This is a genomic window from Ruegeria meonggei (assembly GCF_900172215.1).
Classification (GTDB): domain Bacteria; phylum Pseudomonadota; class Alphaproteobacteria; order Rhodobacterales; family Rhodobacteraceae; genus Ruegeria; species Ruegeria meonggei.
The window spans coordinates 295697-312449 of record NZ_FWFP01000002.1 but is presented as its reverse complement, the minus strand read 5'-3'; the positions used below and the strand labels follow the sequence as shown (position 1 = coordinate 312449).

Annotated in this window: 20 protein-coding genes; 10 read left to right on the top strand and 10 right to left on the bottom strand. The window is 57.1% G+C overall.

Going from position 1 to position 16753, the window contains the following annotated elements; all coding sequences use genetic code 11:
• Positions 1 to 159 precede the first annotated feature (159 nt).
• Genes RUM8411_RS04240 through trxB form a run of 3 tightly spaced genes read right to left on the bottom strand, consistent with a single transcriptional unit; the run spans position 160 to position 3301 of the window.
• Positions 160 to 1830 carry an adenylate/guanylate cyclase domain-containing protein gene (locus RUM8411_RS04240; RefSeq protein WP_085821393.1) on the bottom strand — a complete coding sequence of 557 codons (1671 nt, stop codon included), beginning with the start codon at positions 1828 to 1830 and terminating at the stop codon, positions 160 to 162.
• Between the two features lie 57 nt (positions 1831 to 1887).
• On the bottom strand, positions 1888 to 2355 hold the full coding sequence (locus RUM8411_RS04235) for an RES family NAD+ phosphorylase (RefSeq protein WP_085821392.1): 468 nt from the start codon (positions 2353 to 2355) through the stop codon (positions 1888 to 1890).
• A 4-nt stretch (positions 2356 to 2359) separates the two neighbouring features.
• Positions 2360 to 3301 carry a thioredoxin-disulfide reductase gene (trxB, locus tag RUM8411_RS04230; RefSeq protein ID WP_085821391.1) on the bottom strand — a complete coding sequence of 314 codons (942 nt, stop codon included), beginning with the start codon at positions 3299 to 3301 and terminating at the stop codon, positions 2360 to 2362.
• A gap of 226 nt (positions 3302 to 3527) precedes the next feature.
• Here trxB and RUM8411_RS04225 point away from each other — a divergent pair, with 226 nt between their 5' ends.
• A complete protein-coding gene (locus RUM8411_RS04225) occupies positions 3528 to 4028 on the top strand; it encodes an Lrp/AsnC family transcriptional regulator (RefSeq protein ID WP_085821390.1) in 501 nt (166 codons plus the stop codon).
• 114 nt (positions 4029 to 4142) lie between these two features.
• On the opposite strand, the gene RUM8411_RS04220 is transcribed toward RUM8411_RS04225, so the two are convergent.
• The 5 genes from RUM8411_RS04220 to lgt all read right to left on the bottom strand — a co-directional run bounded on the left by RUM8411_RS04220 (position 4143) and on the right by lgt (position 8361).
• A complete protein-coding gene (locus tag RUM8411_RS04220; protein ID WP_085821389.1) occupies positions 4143 to 4925 on the bottom strand; it encodes a Hint domain-containing protein in 783 nt (260 codons plus the stop codon).
• Between the two features lie 332 nt (positions 4926 to 5257).
• Positions 5258 to 5386 carry a hypothetical protein gene (locus RUM8411_RS23140; RefSeq protein WP_268808300.1) on the bottom strand — a complete coding sequence of 43 codons (129 nt, stop codon included), beginning with the start codon at positions 5384 to 5386 and terminating at the stop codon, positions 5258 to 5260.
• A gap of 268 nt (positions 5387 to 5654) precedes the next feature.
• Entirely contained in the window at positions 5655 to 6413 is a 759-nt protein-coding gene (gene pgeF / locus RUM8411_RS04210) for a peptidoglycan editing factor PgeF (protein WP_085821387.1), read from the bottom strand.
• Positions 6410 to 7477 carry a class I SAM-dependent methyltransferase gene (locus RUM8411_RS04205; RefSeq protein WP_085821386.1) on the bottom strand — a complete coding sequence of 356 codons (1068 nt, stop codon included), beginning with the start codon at positions 7475 to 7477 and terminating at the stop codon, positions 6410 to 6412. Before RUM8411_RS04205 ends, pgeF begins: the two co-directional genes overlap by 4 nt.
• Entirely contained in the window at positions 7474 to 8361 is an 888-nt protein-coding gene (lgt, locus tag RUM8411_RS04200) for a prolipoprotein diacylglyceryl transferase (RefSeq protein WP_085821385.1), read from the bottom strand. Before lgt ends, RUM8411_RS04205 begins: the two co-directional genes overlap by 4 nt.
• A 97-nt stretch (positions 8362 to 8458) precedes the next feature.
• On the opposite strand from lgt, the gene RUM8411_RS04195 reads away from it, so the two are divergent.
• The 5 genes from RUM8411_RS04195 (at position 8459) to RUM8411_RS04175 (ending at position 11669) form a co-directional block, all read left to right on the top strand.
• Positions 8459 to 8707 (top strand): accessory factor UbiK family protein, encoded by a 249-nt coding sequence (locus tag RUM8411_RS04195; protein ID WP_085821384.1) that lies wholly within the window; start codon positions 8459 to 8461, stop codon positions 8705 to 8707.
• 325 nt (positions 8708 to 9032) lie between these two features.
• Positions 9033 to 9533: a type III secretion system chaperone family protein gene (locus RUM8411_RS04190; protein ID WP_085821383.1), complete on the top strand. Its 501-nt coding sequence runs from the start codon at positions 9033 to 9035 to the stop codon at positions 9531 to 9533.
• 39 nt (positions 9534 to 9572) lie between these two features.
• Positions 9573 to 10388, top strand: coding sequence for a pyrroline-5-carboxylate reductase (gene proC / locus RUM8411_RS04185; RefSeq protein ID WP_085821382.1), 816 nt, complete (start codon positions 9573 to 9575; stop codon positions 10386 to 10388).
• Entirely contained in the window at positions 10381 to 10719 is a 339-nt protein-coding gene (locus RUM8411_RS04180; RefSeq protein WP_085821381.1) for a tRNA-binding protein, read from the top strand. Before proC ends, RUM8411_RS04180 begins: the two co-directional genes overlap by 8 nt.
• Positions 10719 to 11669 carry a 2-hydroxyacid dehydrogenase gene (locus RUM8411_RS04175; RefSeq protein ID WP_085821380.1) on the top strand — a complete coding sequence of 317 codons (951 nt, stop codon included), beginning with the start codon at positions 10719 to 10721 and terminating at the stop codon, positions 11667 to 11669. Before RUM8411_RS04180 ends, RUM8411_RS04175 begins: the two co-directional genes overlap by 1 nt.
• Here the strand turns inward: RUM8411_RS04175 and RUM8411_RS04170 are convergent.
• The gene (locus RUM8411_RS04170; RefSeq protein WP_085821379.1) at positions 11666 to 12244 is read right to left on the bottom strand and encodes a thymidine kinase; all 579 of its coding nucleotides are present in this window, start codon (positions 12242 to 12244) and stop codon (positions 11666 to 11668) included. The two genes, RUM8411_RS04175 and RUM8411_RS04170, sit on opposite strands and share 4 nt — an antisense overlap.
• A 356-nt stretch (positions 12245 to 12600) precedes the next feature.
• Between RUM8411_RS04170 and RUM8411_RS04165 the strand changes: the two genes are divergently transcribed.
• Together RUM8411_RS04165 and RUM8411_RS04160 are read left to right on the top strand one after the other, a co-directional pair.
• Positions 12601 to 13062 (top strand): hypothetical protein, encoded by a 462-nt coding sequence (locus RUM8411_RS04165; RefSeq protein WP_085821594.1) that lies wholly within the window; start codon positions 12601 to 12603, stop codon positions 13060 to 13062.
• 209 nt (positions 13063 to 13271) lie between these two features.
• On the top strand, positions 13272 to 13898 hold the full coding sequence (locus RUM8411_RS04160) for a hypothetical protein (RefSeq protein WP_085821378.1): 627 nt from the start codon (positions 13272 to 13274) through the stop codon (positions 13896 to 13898).
• 52 nt (positions 13899 to 13950) lie between these two features.
• On the opposite strand, the gene RUM8411_RS04155 is transcribed toward RUM8411_RS04160, so the two are convergent.
• The gene (locus tag RUM8411_RS04155) at positions 13951 to 15075 is read right to left on the bottom strand and encodes a beta-ketoacyl-ACP synthase III (protein ID WP_085821377.1); all 1125 of its coding nucleotides are present in this window, start codon (positions 15073 to 15075) and stop codon (positions 13951 to 13953) included.
• A gap of 168 nt (positions 15076 to 15243) precedes the next feature.
• On the opposite strand from RUM8411_RS04155, the gene RUM8411_RS04150 reads away from it, so the two are divergent.
• The gene (locus RUM8411_RS04150; protein ID WP_085821376.1) at positions 15244 to 15711 is read left to right on the top strand and encodes a MarR family winged helix-turn-helix transcriptional regulator; all 468 of its coding nucleotides are present in this window, start codon (positions 15244 to 15246) and stop codon (positions 15709 to 15711) included.
• Positions 15708 to 16745, top strand: a complete 1038-nt coding sequence (locus RUM8411_RS04145; protein ID WP_085821375.1) for an efflux RND transporter periplasmic adaptor subunit — start codon at positions 15708 to 15710, stop codon at positions 16743 to 16745. The genes RUM8411_RS04150 and RUM8411_RS04145 overlap by 4 nt, the downstream gene beginning before the upstream one ends.
• Positions 16746 to 16753: the final 8 nt, after the last annotated feature.

Sequence of the window (16753 nt, the reverse complement as noted above, 5' to 3'; positions counted from 1 at the left end):
TTGCCCCGGTCAGTGGTCAAAGTCCATATACAGTCATGAAACAAAGGACGATATGCGCGGTTTTTCTCCGGAATGGAAGGATTTTCCAGTAATCAGGGCATATTACGGCCAAAATCCCGCAGATGGGCGGCAATTCGACCTGAAAAGGTAAATGCGTTCCTATGCGGCCATTTCGGTCCCAAGCACTGCAGCGCTTGGGACGGGCAGAGCGGGAATCGGGCGGGTCACCCCGCGCAGGTTAAAGGATCGCAGGCTGCTCATATCACCGTCATGACCTGCCTCTTGCAACAATTCGGCTGACACCAAAAGCTCGACCCCCAGCGCTTTGGTCTCCGCTTCGAGACGGCTGGCTACATTCACTGCGTCGCCGATTATTGTGCGTGCAGCATTTCCTGCGGCCCCGATCTCACCCAGAACCAGATCACCCAGATGCAGGCCCATGCCGATGCGAATACGGGGGCTGCCTTCGGCCTCAAGTTGGCGGTTGAAGATGTCCAGCGCCCGGCTGACATCAGCGGCCGCCCGCAGCCCGGCCCGGGCCGAGCTTTTGGCATCCGACGTCTCGAATACGGCCAGCAGCCCGTCGCCCATGTATTTGTCGACCACGCCGCCGTCTGCGGTGATCGCAGGGACAATTGCGTCGAAAAACCGGTTGAGCAGAAAAACGATATCATAGGGCAACTGGCCAGTGGTGCGCGCCGTGAATCCGCGCATGTCCAGGAACAGAACTGCCAGTTGCCTCTCTTGGCCCTGGCTGGCATGGGCCCGGTTGCGCCCGCCACCAGACCGGAACATGCGAAAGGCCGTTATCGGCTCGGTCGGTCGGATTTGGCAGGCCAGACGTGCCCCTTCGGGTGCGCTGACGGCGGCAAGGCTGCGGGCCTCGGTCGGGCTGGGGTCGGGCAGATTGGCGGCGCCATCCTCAACTATCACGCGGCAAGTGGTACAGCGCCCTTTGCCTCCGCACAGCGCAGTGTGCGGGATGCCATTGGCCTGCGAAATCTCAAGCAGCGTCATGCCTTTTTCGGCCACGACTTCGGGGCCTTCGACGTATTTGACGCGTACCGAGTGCCGCCTGCGCCAAAGCTTGCGTAAGACATAGACTGCGAGGGATACGCCCAAAGCGATCCAGAAGGCCAACAGGGCGTTGTTTTTGACGCTGAACAGGGCCTGAAACTCTTCGGGCGTAGGCCAGTTATAGTGTTCAATATATTGGTCGCGCAAAAACGGATCAGCGAAATCCGTCCACAATCGTCGTCCCTCGGTCAGCAATCCGGCCAGCGCAAAAGACGGGATGAACACGGCCAGACCGATCAAGTAAGGCACCGTCTTTGACCACCAGCGGCTTAGACGCAACCACATGTGCAAGCCAATGCAGCCATGTATCCAAACCAGCAGCAGTAGTAGGCTTTGGGTCCAGATTACGTTGCTGGGCCACATCAGGATGATTATGTAACCCATCTCGTCATTTACGTTGAACACCTCATGCGCATAACGAGTCTGAACGATGTGAGAGATCAGCTGCAGTGGGATGAGTAGCCCCAGAACCACCTGTAACCCGGTCGAAAAGGGCATCCGCAGGGTTCTGCGTTTGCTGATAGAATACAGCGCCAAACCGGAATGAAAAAGCAAGGCGACGTACAGGATCACGCTCGTGACGTCGTGCCGGGTTACAGCTTTGCGCCCATCCTGCATGCCATGCAGATAATCGGTATGAAACAAGCCCAGCCCGATATTGATGAAATGGAAGATCGCAAAAGTGAACAGGATCAGGCCACTACCGATCCTCAGCCGGGTTGCCCAGCTGCCTTGCCACAGAACACTATTCAATCAGATCACCTGCGTTCGCTTTCCTTGCCGCGAGTCTGATACGGCGTCGCGCAGCGGTCAAGCTATGGTTGTGTATGGCGGCACCCAGTTTGACGGTGGACCAACGGTGCGGATATGCGCCGGCGATGTGGTGAACAGAACCAAATGGCTCAGATCCGGGCGAGAGCGTGAGCTGTAGATCACCCCATCAGCGCCTGTGTCGCGCGCTTGGTCTGAAAACTTCCATGTCGGAGAATGCCCCTGCCGGTCAAAAACGTCCTGCCAGACAATCGACACATCGGACTGGCCGCGCAAATCAACCATCTGCGCCATTGTCACCTTTGCCCGCTGCAGAACCCGTTGGGGATCACCGCCCGACACGTAACGCCGGATTGCAATTCCGGCTCCCTCTGGGCTGAGCGACGCATAAAGCGCCACTTGTCCCGAATGGTGAAAACGCCCCTCTGGCGCCCGGGCAGGGGCCAAAGGGGCGTTTGCCTTGGATTGAAACAGAATTCTCCAGACCGGACCGGAGAATTCCAGCATTGGATTATTCCTGCTCGGCAAGAAATCGTTCAGCATCCAGCGCAGCCATACAGCCCATCCCGGCGCTGGTGACGGCCTGGCGATAGATGTGATCGGTCAGATCGCCTGCTGCAAAAACGCCGGGCACCGAGGTCTCGGTCGAACCTGGCTTGGTGACCACGTATCCGCCCATGTGGGTCTCCAGCGAGTCCTTGACCAATTCGTTGGCCGGGGCATGGCCAATGGCGACAAAGACGCCTTTGCAGGGGATCTCGCTGATCTCGCCGGTTTTCACGTTCTTGACGCGTACGCCTTCGACGCCCAGCGGGGCGTCAGTGCCGATCACTTCATCCAATTCGTGAAACCACAGGGGTTCGATCTTGTCGTTCTTAAACAGACGATCCTGCAGAATCTTCTCGGAACGCAGTTCATCGCGGCGGTGGATCAGCGTGACCTTGCTGGCAAAATTGGTCAAAAACAGTGCCTCTTCGACGGCGGTGTTGCCGCCACCGATCACCACGATTTCCTGCCCGCGATAGAAGAAACCGTCACAGGTGGCGCAGGCCGAGACGCCAAAACCCTTGAACTTTTCTTCTGAGGGCAGACCCAGCCATTTGGCGCGTGCGCCAGTGGCCAGAATGACCGCGTCGGCAGTGTAGGTGGCGCCGCTGTCGCTCTTGGCGGTGAACGGGCGTTTGCTGAGGTCCAGATCGCTGATGATGTCGCCAATCACCTCGCAGCCCATCGCTTTGACGTGGTCTTGCATGCGGACCATCAGGTCGGGACCCTGAACTTCGGTATCACCGGGCCAGTTCTCGACCTCGGTGGTGGTGGTCAGCTGACCGCCGGGCTCGATGCCCTGAACCAAAATCGGTTCCAGCATCGCACGGCTGGCGTAAACGCCCGCAGTGTAACCGGCCGGTCCCGATCCGATGATCAGAACCTTGGTGTGTCGTGTTTCGGCCATGGTACCCCCAGCTTGATCTGCCTGATATGGGCGCGCGGCCCCTGACGGATGGATATAGCGACCACCGGGCGGGGCTTAAAGCCCCTTCCGGATTTGTATCCGCTATGCACGCGGTGCAGAGCGCAAAAAAAAGAACATTGAAAATAAACAATATTGCGCAAGCACGAAAGATTATTGCGCATCTTCCGGGTGCTGATATAACAACCGAAAAAATCAGGAGCATTTGATGGTCGCGACTCGGCTGGATGAGATTGACCGCATGATTCTAGCGGAATTGCAGGCTGACGGTCGTATGACCAACGTCGAGCTGGCAAAACGCGTCGGTATTTCGGCGCCGCCGTGTCTGCGGCGTGTGCGTACTTTGGAAGAATCCGGCCTGATCCGCGGCTACCATGCCGAGGTGAATTCACGCGAACTCGGGTTCGAAGTTCAGGTCTTTGCTATGGTTGGTCTGGAAAGCCAAGCCGAAGCGGAGCTTAGCGCTTTTGAGGAACGCTGCCGCGAATGGCCGCTGGTTCGCGAGTGCCACATGCTGAATGGCGAGGTGGACTTTATCCTGAAATGCGTCGCGCCGGATCTCAGCAGTTTCCAGCAATTTCTGACAGGCGAATTGCTGACCACGCCGAACGTGGCCAGCGTCAAGACATCGCTTGTTATCCGCGGCGCAAAAGACGAACCCGGCGTACCTTTTGACGTTCTGGAAGAACGAATGAGCCGGACGGCGTAAACATCATCCGCTTTGTTTGTTGTTTTGATGGTGGCAAAAAGGCTGCCACCATCAGCGAAAGTACCCAACTTATTATCAGCTGCATAATGCCCCCACATTGCAGTTTCTTCGGTCTTAGGCTGTCAGTGCGTCCATCTCGCCGTCGCCGGCACGCGGCATGGCCAGCGGGCCGAAATCGTTCAGCGAATCGACATGCGCGAACAGGTTCAGATAGATCGACCGTAGCGAATGGCTGATCCTGCGCACCGCGTTGATACCGGGATGGTAGGATTCGAATTGCAACCCGTCGACCCGAATGACTGAATGCCGTTTCAGGCAGATATGAAACAGTTCGATGGGCGTCGGTGGCAGTGTCTCGATAACACTCATCCCGTCCTGAAACTCATGAACCGGGGTCAGAACCTGATCGTCGCCGTGGATGTGGCGCAGATGGCCGGGCGTGCCTACCAGCCGTGCAGACGGGCCAGCAATCACGCCAGACAGCGGTTTTTGCATCCCGAACGTATCTGCCATGATCCGTGTCAGCGGGCGTGTTCGGCCCCTGGAATCCACACGCCCCGGGATCAAAGTCACTGACCCTTTCCACACGACAGTTTCGGAAGTGCCATCCTGCGTCAGCACTGTGTCGCCGGGCAGCAGGTCCTCGATTGCCATCGGACCGCTTTCGGTTTCCACCAGCGACCCGCGTGTGAAAGCGCAGAACGCATCCTCGAATACAGGCAGAGCGGGGGCAATATGGCGCGTCTGCGCAATTTCCCCGTTTTTCATCAGTGTACTGACTTCATAGCGGCGCAACTGCGCCTTTTGCTTTGTTGTTGGCCTTGGCGCATCGCGCAGAACTACCGAAGTTCCAACGGCATTTCTGGCAGCGCGGGACAAAGAATATGGAATAGTCATGGTTATTCCGACCCCTCTAACATCCGTTCAGGCAGACTGAACCCCTGTGTAGGTCCGCCCGATCGGTTTTTCTTTGTCTTGAATGAGAAGGGTTACCACAGAGCCGCGACCAAAACCGGTCGCGCATCGCGAATATACCTTGCACACTAATGGTCAACACATTGACCCCCCAGACAAACTCGTAAAAACGCAGGCGAAAATTACCTACGCACACACGCTCCGAACCCACGCCGCGCAAAAACTTGCGGCTGGTCGCACAGCGGATCGGAGCACCCCTCCGTTGCGCGTCTTGACTCTGGGAACCGGCAGCTTGGCTCCCCGGGCCTTAGTGATCAGCGTCGCGTTGCCAGCCGGCGTGCAACTCTGACCGAGTTACTGGAAACCCGTTTCCAGGGCATCTCCAGTTCGTTCTCTTTGGTGGCCTCGACCACCGCATTAAGGAAGCGAGATTTTGGCTTCATTTTATCATCCTGCTGGTTTGGGGTCTGATGCCCCTGGTCCCTATAAGCCGTAACCTGGCCGACCAATACGGCGGTGATAAGGCTAGTAGGGGATGAATTCAGGACTACCGAAGCCGTACATTTCCTCTTCATTAAAGCTGTCACACTCTGAGGAAGCACCAACTAGTAAACACCTGAGAGAGGACAATAAAAATCAAATTGCTCCGACTCGAATAGACACACTAAATGTGGCGAAAAAGCGGCCATATCGCCACAATTGGGGCGAGACTTATAATTTAATGACAGAAATCAGGCGGCCATAGTCTGCTTCTTTCGCATGGGTCGCCCGGCGATACGAATAGAACCTGTCTGGATCCGAATAGGTGCAGTGGCGCGTCCATTCCGCCTGTCCGATCCCGGCTTGTCGCAATCTGTGCAGCCCAAAAGCGGGCAGGTCGAATTGTAGCCTGTCCCCGGCTCCGTTTGCGAAAAACCTTAGGTTTTCAGCTGATTCTGCGACGAAATCGTCCAGAAATTCAGGCCCGACTTCATAAGCCTGCTGAGAGATTGTGGGCCCGATTACAGCCGCTGTATTTTCGCGTTTTGCACCCAGTTCCTCCATCGCGTCAAGCGTCGCCTCAAGCACGCCATCCAGGGCGCCGCGCCATCCGGCATGCGCCGCCCCGATCACGTTTGCTTGTGCGTCGGCAAAAAGTACCGGCTGACAGTCCGCCGTGAGAATCGTAAGGGCCAGTCCGGGGGTTGCCGTCACCACGGCGTCCGCTTTGGGCTTGTCGCCGTTGATTGGGCTATCGATCGTCAAAACAGTGGGTGAGTGGACCTGATGAACACTGATCAGCGCCTCGGGGGAAACATCCATTGCGTTGGCCACACGGGTCCGATTGACAGAGACCGCCTCGGTCTGATCGGATGAGCCGTAGCCACAGTTGAGGCCTGAAAAAACCCCGGAAGAGGCGCCGCCGCGGCGGCTGAAGAACCCGTGACGCACAGGCGACAACATATCCGAAGTCAGAATTTCCAATGTCATGGCTCAAGTCCCGGTGGCGGTGAGGATGGCGATGGGTAGAGGCCCAGCACTTTGAACAGGTTTCCCATTTCATCAGGGTGCGTCAACCGGCGATGTGCGCTGACCAGCGTATCAAGCTCAGACCCGCCGAGTGGCGCGGACAGAGCTTGCGCGCGGGTGCTGATCCCCAGCCGTTCCAGAAACACGCCCTGTGGCGTCAGTCGTGTATAGGCGCACCCGGCAGCGCGGGCAGCAAGTGCCAGGGGTTCGAAATCCACATGCGCCGTCAAATCGGACTGGCCTGGCGCCGCCAGCGGGTTGGCGCGCTCATGCGCTTTGAGGGCCTGAAACGTATCGCCCAGCGAATGCCAATCACCATAGTCCACAATCAATCCAGCTCCGCCATGAGTGCCGATTCGCCCCGCGATCACGGTGATGATCGGAATCGCCGCCGCGCAAAGTTCGACCAGGTCGCCGTTTTTTGTGTCGTCCAGCCGGTGCTTCAACGCAATCTGCGGGACCCGCGGACCAAGCCCGTAGGTCAGCGCGCCATCTTCCACACCAATCAGCCGCTCGCGCCAGCTGTCCCCATCGCGCAGGAACTGGCGGATCGGCAAAGCGTCAAAGAATTCGTTAGCAACCAGAAACAGCGGAGATTCGGGCAGGTCGGCGACGGATTCGATCCAGCGCGGCGCGTAGTCTTTCAGCGTCTGTGCCTGAAGGTTCTGCAGGGTAGGCGAGGCTTCCAGCAGCGCAACCTCGACCGCATCGTGAAAGCCCGGAACGCTGCGTGTGGCCCGCAGGATGTCAGCCATCAAGGTGCCGCGACCCGGCCCGAGCTCGGCCAGAACAAAGTGGTCAGGGTGGCCTTGATTCAGCCAGCTTTGTGCAAGGCTCAGCCCGATCAGCTCGCCGAACATCTGGCTCACTTCCGGGGCTGTGATGAAATCTCCTTGCGTGCCCAGCGGGTCCCGCGTGGTGTAGTACCCATGTGTCGGGTGCAGCAGACATTCGGTCATATAGTCGGCAACAGTTATCGGACCGTCATGAGCGATACGCGCCAACAGGTGATCCGTCAGGCTCATTGCGTGGAACGCGCACGCAGGGCAAACCACAGCCCAAGCGCGATCATAGGCAGCGACAACAATTGTCCCATTGTCAGGCCGTGACCACCGACATGCAACGCCAGCCCCAGTGGGTTACCGGGCGCTATGAACTGTGCGTCGGGCTGTCGGAAGAATTCGATGAAAAAACGTGAGGCGCCATAACCTGCAAGGAATATCCCCAAGATCAGACCACGTCTGTGGAACGCGCCGCGCCGATAGGCCAACCACAAAAGCAACGCCCCCAGCAGCAAGCCTTCCAGCGCGGCTTCGTATAGTTGTGAAGGATGTCGCGCGCACATTCCGGCCAAGACACCAGGGCAATCCTGTGCAGCCGGGCCTGGAAACACGACGGCCCATGGCAATTCGCTGGGTCGACCCCAAAGCTCAGCATTGATGAAGTTTGCCAGCCGCCCCAGCAACAACCCCGGTGGTACTGTATGCGCAATCAGATCTGCCATGGACAGAACCGGAATTTGATAGCGCCGCGCAAAAAGGTAAGAGGCGACCACGACCCCCAGCAATCCGCCATGAAAGGCCATGCCGCCCTGCCAGACCTTTAGAATCTCAATCGGGTTCGAAAGATAATAGCCGGGCTGATAAAACAAGACAAACCCCAGCCGTCCACCCAAAATCACGCCCAAGATGATCCAGGTGATCAGATCCTCTAGTTGCGCGGCCTGCATCGGCGGCTTGTTGTTTGGCCACAAGGCGGGACGTTTTAGCGCCATTACCCCTAACCGCCATGCGATCAGAATACCGGCGATATAGGCCAGTGCGTACCACCTTAGGGCGAACTCGAACCCGAACACTGAGATCGAGAACAATTCGGGCGACAGATCGGGGAAATTTAGAACAGCCTGCATGTGCGTCTCATTGCCCGGGGTTTGCGGGGCAAGTCAACCTTGAGCCCGAGCCAATCTTTACCCATATAGAGACAAACCGCGATATCGGAGTAAAGCCATGCAAACCCGCAACAAGATTCTAGATGACGTATCTCAACTGATGACCAACGCGATGGGTGTTGCCCAGGGCGCACGGGAAGAGGCCGAAACCGCGATGAAGTCGATGATCGACCGCTGGCTGGCCGACCGCGACTTTGTCACGCGCGAAGAATTCGATGCTGTCCGTGCGATGGCGCAGAAAGCGCGCGAAGAGAATACAGCGCTTGAAGCGCGCATCGCGGCGCTTGAAGCGAAACTGGACAAGTAACGCGCCAGCGTTTCGACGGTTTCAGATTTTTTTGGGACAAGTTATCTGCCGCGCAACCCGAGGCATCGGGTTGTGCGTGCGGTGTAGTTTGACGGGTCGCAGAATTTAATCAAGACAAAGCGACACGCAGTGGCAATATTTTGATCGCCGTTGCTAACTGTCCACAACTTATTGCTGTTATCCCCAACAAATGGGGTTGCCAGACCACCACCCACATCGCACCATATTTAGTACAAGTCTTTGGGGGAAGCCCGGCTTGTAGAGCAGGCAACTAGCGCTGGGGCGCTGCCAGTCCCAAAATGCTAGAGAGTAGTGAGGTGACGTTATGGCCCTTTCCGAACAGTTTCTGGAAGAAGACCTTCATCCTATCGATATTGTTGAACATCTTGCTGAACATCACGACTGGGACTTTGACCGGATCGGAGATGATCAGATTGCGATGGCTGTTGAAGGGCAGTGGCGCACATATTCGATCACTTTGGCCTGGTCCAACTATGACGAGACACTGCGCATGGTTTGCTCGTTCGAGATGGAGCCGCCGTCAGAACGCGAGACCATCCTGTATGAGCTGCTGAACAAGATGAATGATCAGTGCTGGGCCGGGGCATTCACCTACTGGGCCAACCAAAAGCTGATGGTCTACCGCTATGGTCTGGTTCTGGCCGGCGGGCAGATGGCCAGCCCGGAGCAGATCGACACGATGATCACCGCAGCAGTGCTGAGCGCCGAACGCTATTACCCGGCGATCCAACTCGTCACATGGGGCAACCGTACCCCCGAAGACGCAATGCAAGTCGCCATTGCAGAGGCCTACGGCCGCGCGTAAACCTTTGCCCCAAAGCGATGTCTAAGCGGAGGGGCAATCATGGACATGTCACGTGTCGCCGAACAGGGGCTGGTGCTTCTGGGATGCGGCAAGATGGGATCGGCCATGCTCGCCGGATGGTTAGAGCATGGTCTTCCTGCGTCAGCGGTCTGGGTGATTGATCCGAACCCCTCGGACTGGCTGAAGGCACAGGGCGTTAACATCAACACGCCACTCCCCGAGACCCCGGCAGTTGTACTTGTCGCCGTGAAACCACAGATGATGGGTGACGCTTTGCCTGCGATCAAAGCGTTGGGCGGTGGCAAAAGCCTTTTCATCTCGGTCGCTGCGGGCACGTCGATTGCCACGTTCGAAGGCGTGCTGGGTGAAAGTACTCCGATCGTGCGCGCCATGCCAAACACGCCTGCGGCGATCCGGCAGGGAATCACCGCGTTGATTGGTAACCCGGTGACCGCTGACGCAGATGTTGCGCTGGCTGAGACCCTGCTGTCGGCCATTGGTGAAACCGTTCGCCTGGATCACGAAACGCAGATTGACGCCGTCACCGGCCTCAGCGGGTCTGGTCCGGCCTATGTCTTTCACCTGATCGAAACGCTGGCTGCAGCCGGGCAGGCACAGGGTTTGCCGCATGATCTGGCGATGAAGCTCGCCAAATCCACAGTCGCGGGGGCAGGGGCGTTGGCAGTGGCTGCTGATGAGGACCCGTCGCAATTGCGCATCAACGTGACCTCTCCCAACGGGACCACTCAAGCCGCGCTTGAGGTTCTGATGCATGAAGACCAGGGGTTTCCCGATCTACTGCACCGCGCGGTCAAAGCGGCAACCGACCGATCCAAGGAGCTGTCTCGTGAGTGAGATTTCATTCGACGACTTTGCTAAGGTCGACATCCGTGTGGGTGAAGTAACCCGGGCCGAACCGTACCCCGAGGCGCGCAAGCCCGCGATCAAGATGTGGATCGATTTTGGCGACGATATTGGAGAGCGTAAAACCTCGGCCCAGATCACCGCGCATTACGATCCGGTGTCTTTGGTCGGCAAGCAAGTGATGGCTGTGGTTAACTTTCCGCCGCGCCAGATCGGCAAGTTTATGTCCGAAGTCCTGGTGCTGGGACTGCCGGACGAACAGGGGGAGATCGTGCTGATCGGGCCGGATGGCGACGTTCCCACCGGCGGGCGGATGCACTGATGCGCCTGCTGATCGCCCGACCAATGACTGAAAGCGTCGAGGTACGCGCCCGAGCCGAGTTTGACGTAGAAATTCGTGACAACACCCTGCCTCTGGCGCAGGGTGAAATGCTGCGTGCGTTGTCCGAGTTCGATATCGTGGTGCCAACCCTCGGAGATCTGTTCTCGGCACAGGTCTTTGCCGAAATTCCCGCGCCGCGCTGCAAGCTACTGGCAAATTTCGGGGTGGGATTTAATCACATCGATGTTGATGCGGCACGTGCTGCCGGCGTTGCGGTCTCTAATACGCCCGGAGCCGTCACCGATGCCACGGCAGATATCGCGATGACGTTGCTGCTGACGACAGCCCGCCGCGCAGGTGAAGGTGAGCGGCTGGTGCGCGCAGACGCGTGGCAGGGGTGGCATCCAACTCAGATGCTGGGCCATCACGTCACCGGTAAGCGTGTTGGCATCGTAGGCATGGGCCGTATTGGTCAGGCCATCGCGCGGCGCTGTCACTTTGGATTCGGGATGCAGGTGGCTTACCAATCACGCAGCCCAAAGGACGTGGATTTTCCTGCAGAATATATCCCTGAGCTAAATGAACTGGCCGCCGCGGTAGATTTCCTGATCCTCGCTGTGCCGGGCGGGGCCGAAACACGCCACCTGATCAATGCAAAGGTGTTGGAGGCGATGAACCCTTCGGCCATCCTGATCAATATCGCACGGGGAGAAGTCGTGGATGAGACAGCCCTGATAGCAGCCTTGCAGGCACATCAGATCGCAGGCGCAGGTCTGGATGTGTACGAGTTCGAACCAGCCGTACCGCAGGCCTTGCGCGATATGGACAACGTGACCCTGCTGCCGCATCTGGGCACCGCGACCGAAGAAGTGCGCACCGATATGGGGCATATGGCGTTGGACAATGTGGCGGCCTTTGTCGCTGGTCGCCCGTTGCCAAACCCGGTTTAGCGGCCAACCGCCTCGCGCCAGTGTTTGCGGCAGAGCGAGACGTAAGTCTCATTTCCGCCGATCTGCACCTGCGCACCCTCGGTGATGGCTGTGCCGTTTTCGTCCTGACGAATCACCATAGTAGCCTTGCGCCCGCATCTGCAGATGGTGCGCACCTCGCGCATCTCATCTGCCAAGGCGAGCAGGGCCGCCGAGCCGGGAAACAAATGCCCTTGAAAATCCACTCTAAGCCCGTAGGCCAACACTGGCACGCGCAGATCGTCCACAGCACGGGCCAGCTGCCAGACCTGATCCTGGGTCAGAAACTGAGCCTCATCAATAAAGACACAAGTGATCTGGATTTGGTTCATGCGCTGTTCGATCATCGCAAACACATCGTCTGAAGGCCCGAACGTATCGGCGTCGGCAGAGATACCAATGCGAGAGGCGATTTTCCCCGTGCCAGCACGCCCGTCTAGCGCCGCTGTCATCAGGTAAGTGTCCATGCCACGCTCGCGGTAGTTGTGCGATGCCTGCAGCAATACGGTCGATTTGCCTGCATTCATAGTAGAGTAATTGAAATAGAGCTTTGCCATGTACCCGGGTCTAAATGGACCTCTCCTTGCGGGCAAGATGCCAAAAATCAAAAAAGAAGCGACGTCACCATTGTGGTTGCAGAGGCAGAGCGTAGGCTCAATGGGGATGGAACCTCCGCGTCCACAACGGTGACGTTGCCGGCCAACGTGCGGCCGTAACAACACGAGGTTACAATTCTTCCCCGCGAACACTCATTACCGGCGTAAACCGCCGCCACTCACTCACAAAACCCCTGCATATCTGAGGGATAGCCAACATATGACATTTCAATTATGAATCGAGTATGGGAATTTTCATTTCCCTTTCCCCCACAGAGGCAGATGTTGTGGGTACAGGCGGCAGAGAAGGTAAAAAAATGGCAGATATCGGGGCCTATCTGAAAAAGCACACTGAAGCGTTGGTTAAGGATGTCGGAATCGAATCCGCGTGCGAAATCACTGGCAAGTCCAAGGCGACACTGGGCCGGTATTATTCAGACAACACCGAACACACGGACCGGTTCATGCCCGTCGATGCCGTGGCGCGGCTTGAGGCGGTGGCGAACTTTCCTCATGTCACCTCGGCGCTGGCGGACCTTAAAAACATCACGCTGTCTTACGACGGCCGAAATACTGAAAGCCCGCGCACCGGTGGGGTAAATTCGGACGTCATCGCGCTGAGCCAGCGGTTTGCCATGCTGATGACTGAATACCAGGCCGCGATCGAAGACGGCATCATCACCGTGAACGAAGCCAAGCGTCTGCTGAGGGAAACCAGCCTGCTGCAACAGGTTCTGATTGAGATGAAGCTGCATCTGGAAGAGGAAAGCGTCAGCTAAGGTTGACGTTATTTGGCTTGCAAACCCAAGGATTCGATTGTGAACCGCAGGGCGCCCAATGTATTGGACAGCGTAAATTCGGGAATCACCGGGAAAGCTGATTGCGTGGACTCGTAACAGCATTTCTTGCCGGTCCCGAAAACCTGTGGAACAAGGCTGAGGCTTGAGCGCTTTCGATCGCAAGCACTCACTTAGGAGAATTCGAATAGATGCTACTGAGCCATAAGTATCAGTTCATTTTTATCAAGACGGCAAAGACGGCGGGGACTTCAACCGAAGTGGACCTGAGTAAATTCATGGGCAAACGAGATGTTGTTACGCCTATTCGCCCCCCGGTTTCTGGTCATGAGCCAAGGAACTATGACCTTGGTCCCGCATCGGATCTGCAAGGGCCGTCTGAGTTTCGCAACCATATGAGTGCCAGCCTCGTACGGGACATCATCGGCGAGGAAATTTTCAACTCGTACTTCAAGTTTTGTGTGGAACGCGAACCTGTGAGCAAGTGCATCAGCCATTACTCAATGCTCAAAAACAGCCCCTATCATGGTGAGGGGAACAGTGAGTTGACCTGGGACGCATATGTGGAACGAGGTGGGTTCCCGATGGATGTGGAAAAATACGTGGATGCGGATGGCCAGCTTATCGTCGATCGTATCGTCAGATACGAATCCCTTCATGACGAACTTACTGAAATATCGGCTAAACTCGGGTTTCCCTACAGTGGAATTAAAACCAAGGCCAAGTCGGGATTTCGGGAGGCTTTAGAGCCAACCGACGCGCAAAAGGAAAAGATTTATGAGGCGTTTGCCCCTTCTCTAAAGCATTGCCCTTACTAACAAACCACTCTGACCCGTCGAAGGTGGGTAAAGCCTGGACAGCGCCCGGCGCTTACCCGTGCCGCTTCACAATTACCGACCCAACTGAATAGCCTGCGCCGAACGAACAGATCAAACCGACATCTCCGTCCGTCAGATCATTGGAATACTTGGAAAAGGCAATGATCGATCCGGCCGAGGATGTATTGGCGTAGTCCTGCAGAATGTTGGGCTGCTCGCCTGCTTCCGGCTCGCGGCCCAGAACTTTTTTGCCGATGAAATCATTCATCGCCTTGTTGGCCTGATGCAGCCACAGACGCTTTAGGTCGTCACTTGTCACCCCTTCGGCGTCCATGTGATCCGAGATGTGTTTGCTGACCATGGGCAGCACTTCCTTGAACACCTTGCGACCGTTCTGCATGAACTGCATGTCGCGCCGGTCAACCACCCCATCGGGGCGTGAACGACGCAGGAAGCCATTGTTATTGCGGATGTTGTTGGAAAAGGACGTGGCGCAGCGGGTCGAGAGAATCTCGAAATGCGGGCCGCTGGCGTATTCGATCCGTTCAATCAATGTTGCGGTGGCCACGTCCCCGAAAATGAAATGACAATCGCGGTCCCGCCATTCCAGATGGCCGGAACATATCTCGGGATTGACCACAAGCGCAGAGCGGACCGAACCCGAGCGGACCATGTCCGCCGCCGCCTGAATGCCGAAAGTGGCTGACGAACAGGCGACGTTCATGTCGAACCCAAATCCGTCAATGCCCAAGGCTTGCTGGATCTCGATTGCGACCGCGGGATAGGCGCGTTCGTGGTTCGAGGCGGCGCAGATCACCAGATCAACATCCTCGGCGCGGCGTCCCGCCTGTTCCAACGCCTTTTTGCAGGCGTCCACGGCCATCTCGGTCATAATACCCGGCTCGTCATCGTTGCGCTGACGCAGCGAGGGGTGCATCACATCCGGGTCCAGCACGCCGGTCTTGTCCATCACATACCGGTTTTCAATCCCCGAGGCCTTGACGATGAACTCTTCCGAGGAATGCTGCATCGGTTCCGTCTCACCTGCGGCGATGGCATCAGCGTTCTGAGCATTGACCTTGTCGGCATAAGCGTTGAACGCTGCAACAAGTTCAGCATTGGTGATGACGCTTTCTGGCGTGAAAACACCGGTACCGGTGATGGCTGGCGTATACATGATTTGACCTGAGTTTTTCGGATTTGCCCAAAATGCAGACACAGACGGGTTTGTTCAAGTGATATTGACCCGAGGGAAGATCAAACTTCACAATAAATCAGCTTCAATTCTTGAATAGTTCATTTTTCGAAGTATATGCGAGGTCACGATCTCACAGGGATTCGGTCCATGACACATGATGACAGCGCACTGATTGAGCGCCTCAGCCCGGAAATGCAGGCGATGATGGGGGTGTATGCTTTGTACTGGAAGCTGGAAGAAAGCTTTGGCTGCATTGAAATGGAATTGACCCATCAGGAATGCCACATGCTTATCAAGCTGGATCAGCCCAAGCGCATGGGTGTTCTGGCGTCAGATATGCTGACGGTTCCGTCTACGATCACCTCAACCGCAGATGCGCTGGAAAAGGCGGGGTATCTGACCCGTCAAAGCGACCCCGAGGATCGGCGTGCCTGGTTGTTGGTTCTGACCGAGAAAGGCCTTGAGATGCGCCAAATGCTGGTGACAGAGGCGGGGGCCCTGTTTCAACGCGCCTCGGGGCTGACCCCCGCCGAGACTGCTGAGTTCGCACGACTGGCCCGGAAAATCCGGGAAAACATAATGAAAACGGGAATTCCCGAGGGATTGAAGAAATGAAAATCTTCTCTGTTCTGAGCGTCGCTCTGACCGTATTTGCAACGTCTGCTGTGGCTGAAGAGGCTATCAAACCGGTGAAACTGATTGTGGTGCAGGAGACTACACCAGGGTTTTCGCGCCAGTTCTTTGGCCGGGTAGCGGCACGTCAGACGGTTGACCTGGCCTTTCAGGTGGCCGGTCAAATCGTTGATATGCCTGTGACCGAAGGCTTTGTGATCCCCAAGGATGAGCTGATTGCCGAACTGGACCTTGAGCCGTTCCAGCGGCGCCATGACCGGGCCATTCTGCAAAAGGAACAGGCCGACCGGACGCTGGCCCGACTGTCACGCCTACGTGGCACGACCGCAAGTCAGGTGGCTGTGGATGACGCGGAAACCGCCGCGCAGCTGGCTCAGATTGCCGTGCGTGATGCCGAATACGATCTTGAGCAGGCCACGTTGACCGCGCCGTTTGATGCGTTGGTCTCCAGCCGCTCGGTCGAGGCGTTCACAACTGTTGCCTCCGGAACGCCCATTGTGCGAATCCACGACATGTCAGAATTGCGGATAGAAGTTGATGTGCCTGAGATTCTGTTTCAGCGGTCGGGTGGGCAGAGTGACATTGAAGTCACGGCCAAGTTCCCGGTCAGTGACGAGGTTTTCCCGCTGCAAATACGCGAATTCGACGCCGAATCCTCAAGTGTTGGCCAGACATTCCGCATTCAGTTCGGACTGACCCCGCCCGAGGGGTTGCAAATCCTGCCGGGGTCCTCAGTGACGGTCAATGTTCAAGTGCAGGACAACCAGACCGGCATCGTCATCCCAAACACCGCCATTGTTGCAGATGCCGAAGGCGAAATCGGCGTCATGGTGTTTTCGCCGGCTGGGGCAGACGAAGGCACCGTGCGCCGGGTCCCGGTCACGATTGAGCCGACCCAAACCGGTGACGTGCGCATGCTCAGCGGCTTGTCGGACGGGGATGAGATCGTGGTAGCCGGTGGGGCTGCATTGACCGACGGTCAGACGGTCAGCCGCTTTGTCGGTTTTGCGAACTGAGGGGCTGA

Bases quoted from the DNA above. Each gene is read 5' to 3' on its own strand.
- RUM8411_RS04235 (WP_085821392.1), bottom strand. From the start codon at position 2,355: ATGCTGGAATTCTCCGGTCCGGTCTGGAGAATTCTGTTTCAATCCAAG.
- trxB (WP_085821391.1), bottom strand. From the start codon at position 3,301: ATGGCCGAAACACGACACACCAAGGTTCTGATCATCGGATCGGGACCG.
- RUM8411_RS04225 (WP_085821390.1), top strand. From the start codon at position 3,528: ATGGTCGCGACTCGGCTGGATGAGATTGACCGCATGATTCTAGCGGAA.
- RUM8411_RS04220 (WP_085821389.1), bottom strand. From the start codon at position 4,925: ATGACTATTCCATATTCTTTGTCCCGCGCTGCCAGAAATGCCGTTGGA.
- RUM8411_RS23140 (WP_268808300.1), bottom strand. From the start codon at position 5,386: ATGAAGCCAAAATCTCGCTTCCTTAATGCGGTGGTCGAGGCCACCAAA.
- pgeF (WP_085821387.1), bottom strand. From the start codon at position 6,413: ATGACATTGGAAATTCTGACTTCGGATATGTTGTCGCCTGTGCGTCAC.
- RUM8411_RS04205 (WP_085821386.1), bottom strand. From the start codon at position 7,477: ATGAGCCTGACGGATCACCTGTTGGCGCGTATCGCTCATGACGGTCCG.
- lgt (WP_085821385.1), bottom strand. From the start codon at position 8,361: ATGCAGGCTGTTCTAAATTTCCCCGATCTGTCGCCCGAATTGTTCTCG.
- RUM8411_RS04195 (WP_085821384.1), top strand. From the start codon at position 8,459: ATGCAAACCCGCAACAAGATTCTAGATGACGTATCTCAACTGATGACC.
- RUM8411_RS04190 (WP_085821383.1), top strand. From the start codon at position 9,033: ATGGCCCTTTCCGAACAGTTTCTGGAAGAAGACCTTCATCCTATCGAT.
- proC (WP_085821382.1), top strand. From the start codon at position 9,573: ATGGACATGTCACGTGTCGCCGAACAGGGGCTGGTGCTTCTGGGATGC.
- RUM8411_RS04175 (WP_085821380.1), top strand. From the start codon at position 10,719: ATGCGCCTGCTGATCGCCCGACCAATGACTGAAAGCGTCGAGGTACGC.
- RUM8411_RS04170 (WP_085821379.1), bottom strand. From the start codon at position 12,244: ATGGCAAAGCTCTATTTCAATTACTCTACTATGAATGCAGGCAAATCG.
- RUM8411_RS04165 (WP_085821594.1), top strand. From the start codon at position 12,601: ATGGCAGATATCGGGGCCTATCTGAAAAAGCACACTGAAGCGTTGGTT.
- RUM8411_RS04160 (WP_085821378.1), top strand. From the start codon at position 13,272: ATGCTACTGAGCCATAAGTATCAGTTCATTTTTATCAAGACGGCAAAG.
- RUM8411_RS04155 (WP_085821377.1), bottom strand. From the start codon at position 15,075: ATGTATACGCCAGCCATCACCGGTACCGGTGTTTTCACGCCAGAAAGC.
- RUM8411_RS04150 (WP_085821376.1), top strand. From the start codon at position 15,244: ATGACACATGATGACAGCGCACTGATTGAGCGCCTCAGCCCGGAAATG.
- RUM8411_RS04145 (WP_085821375.1), top strand. From the start codon at position 15,708: ATGAAAATCTTCTCTGTTCTGAGCGTCGCTCTGACCGTATTTGCAACG.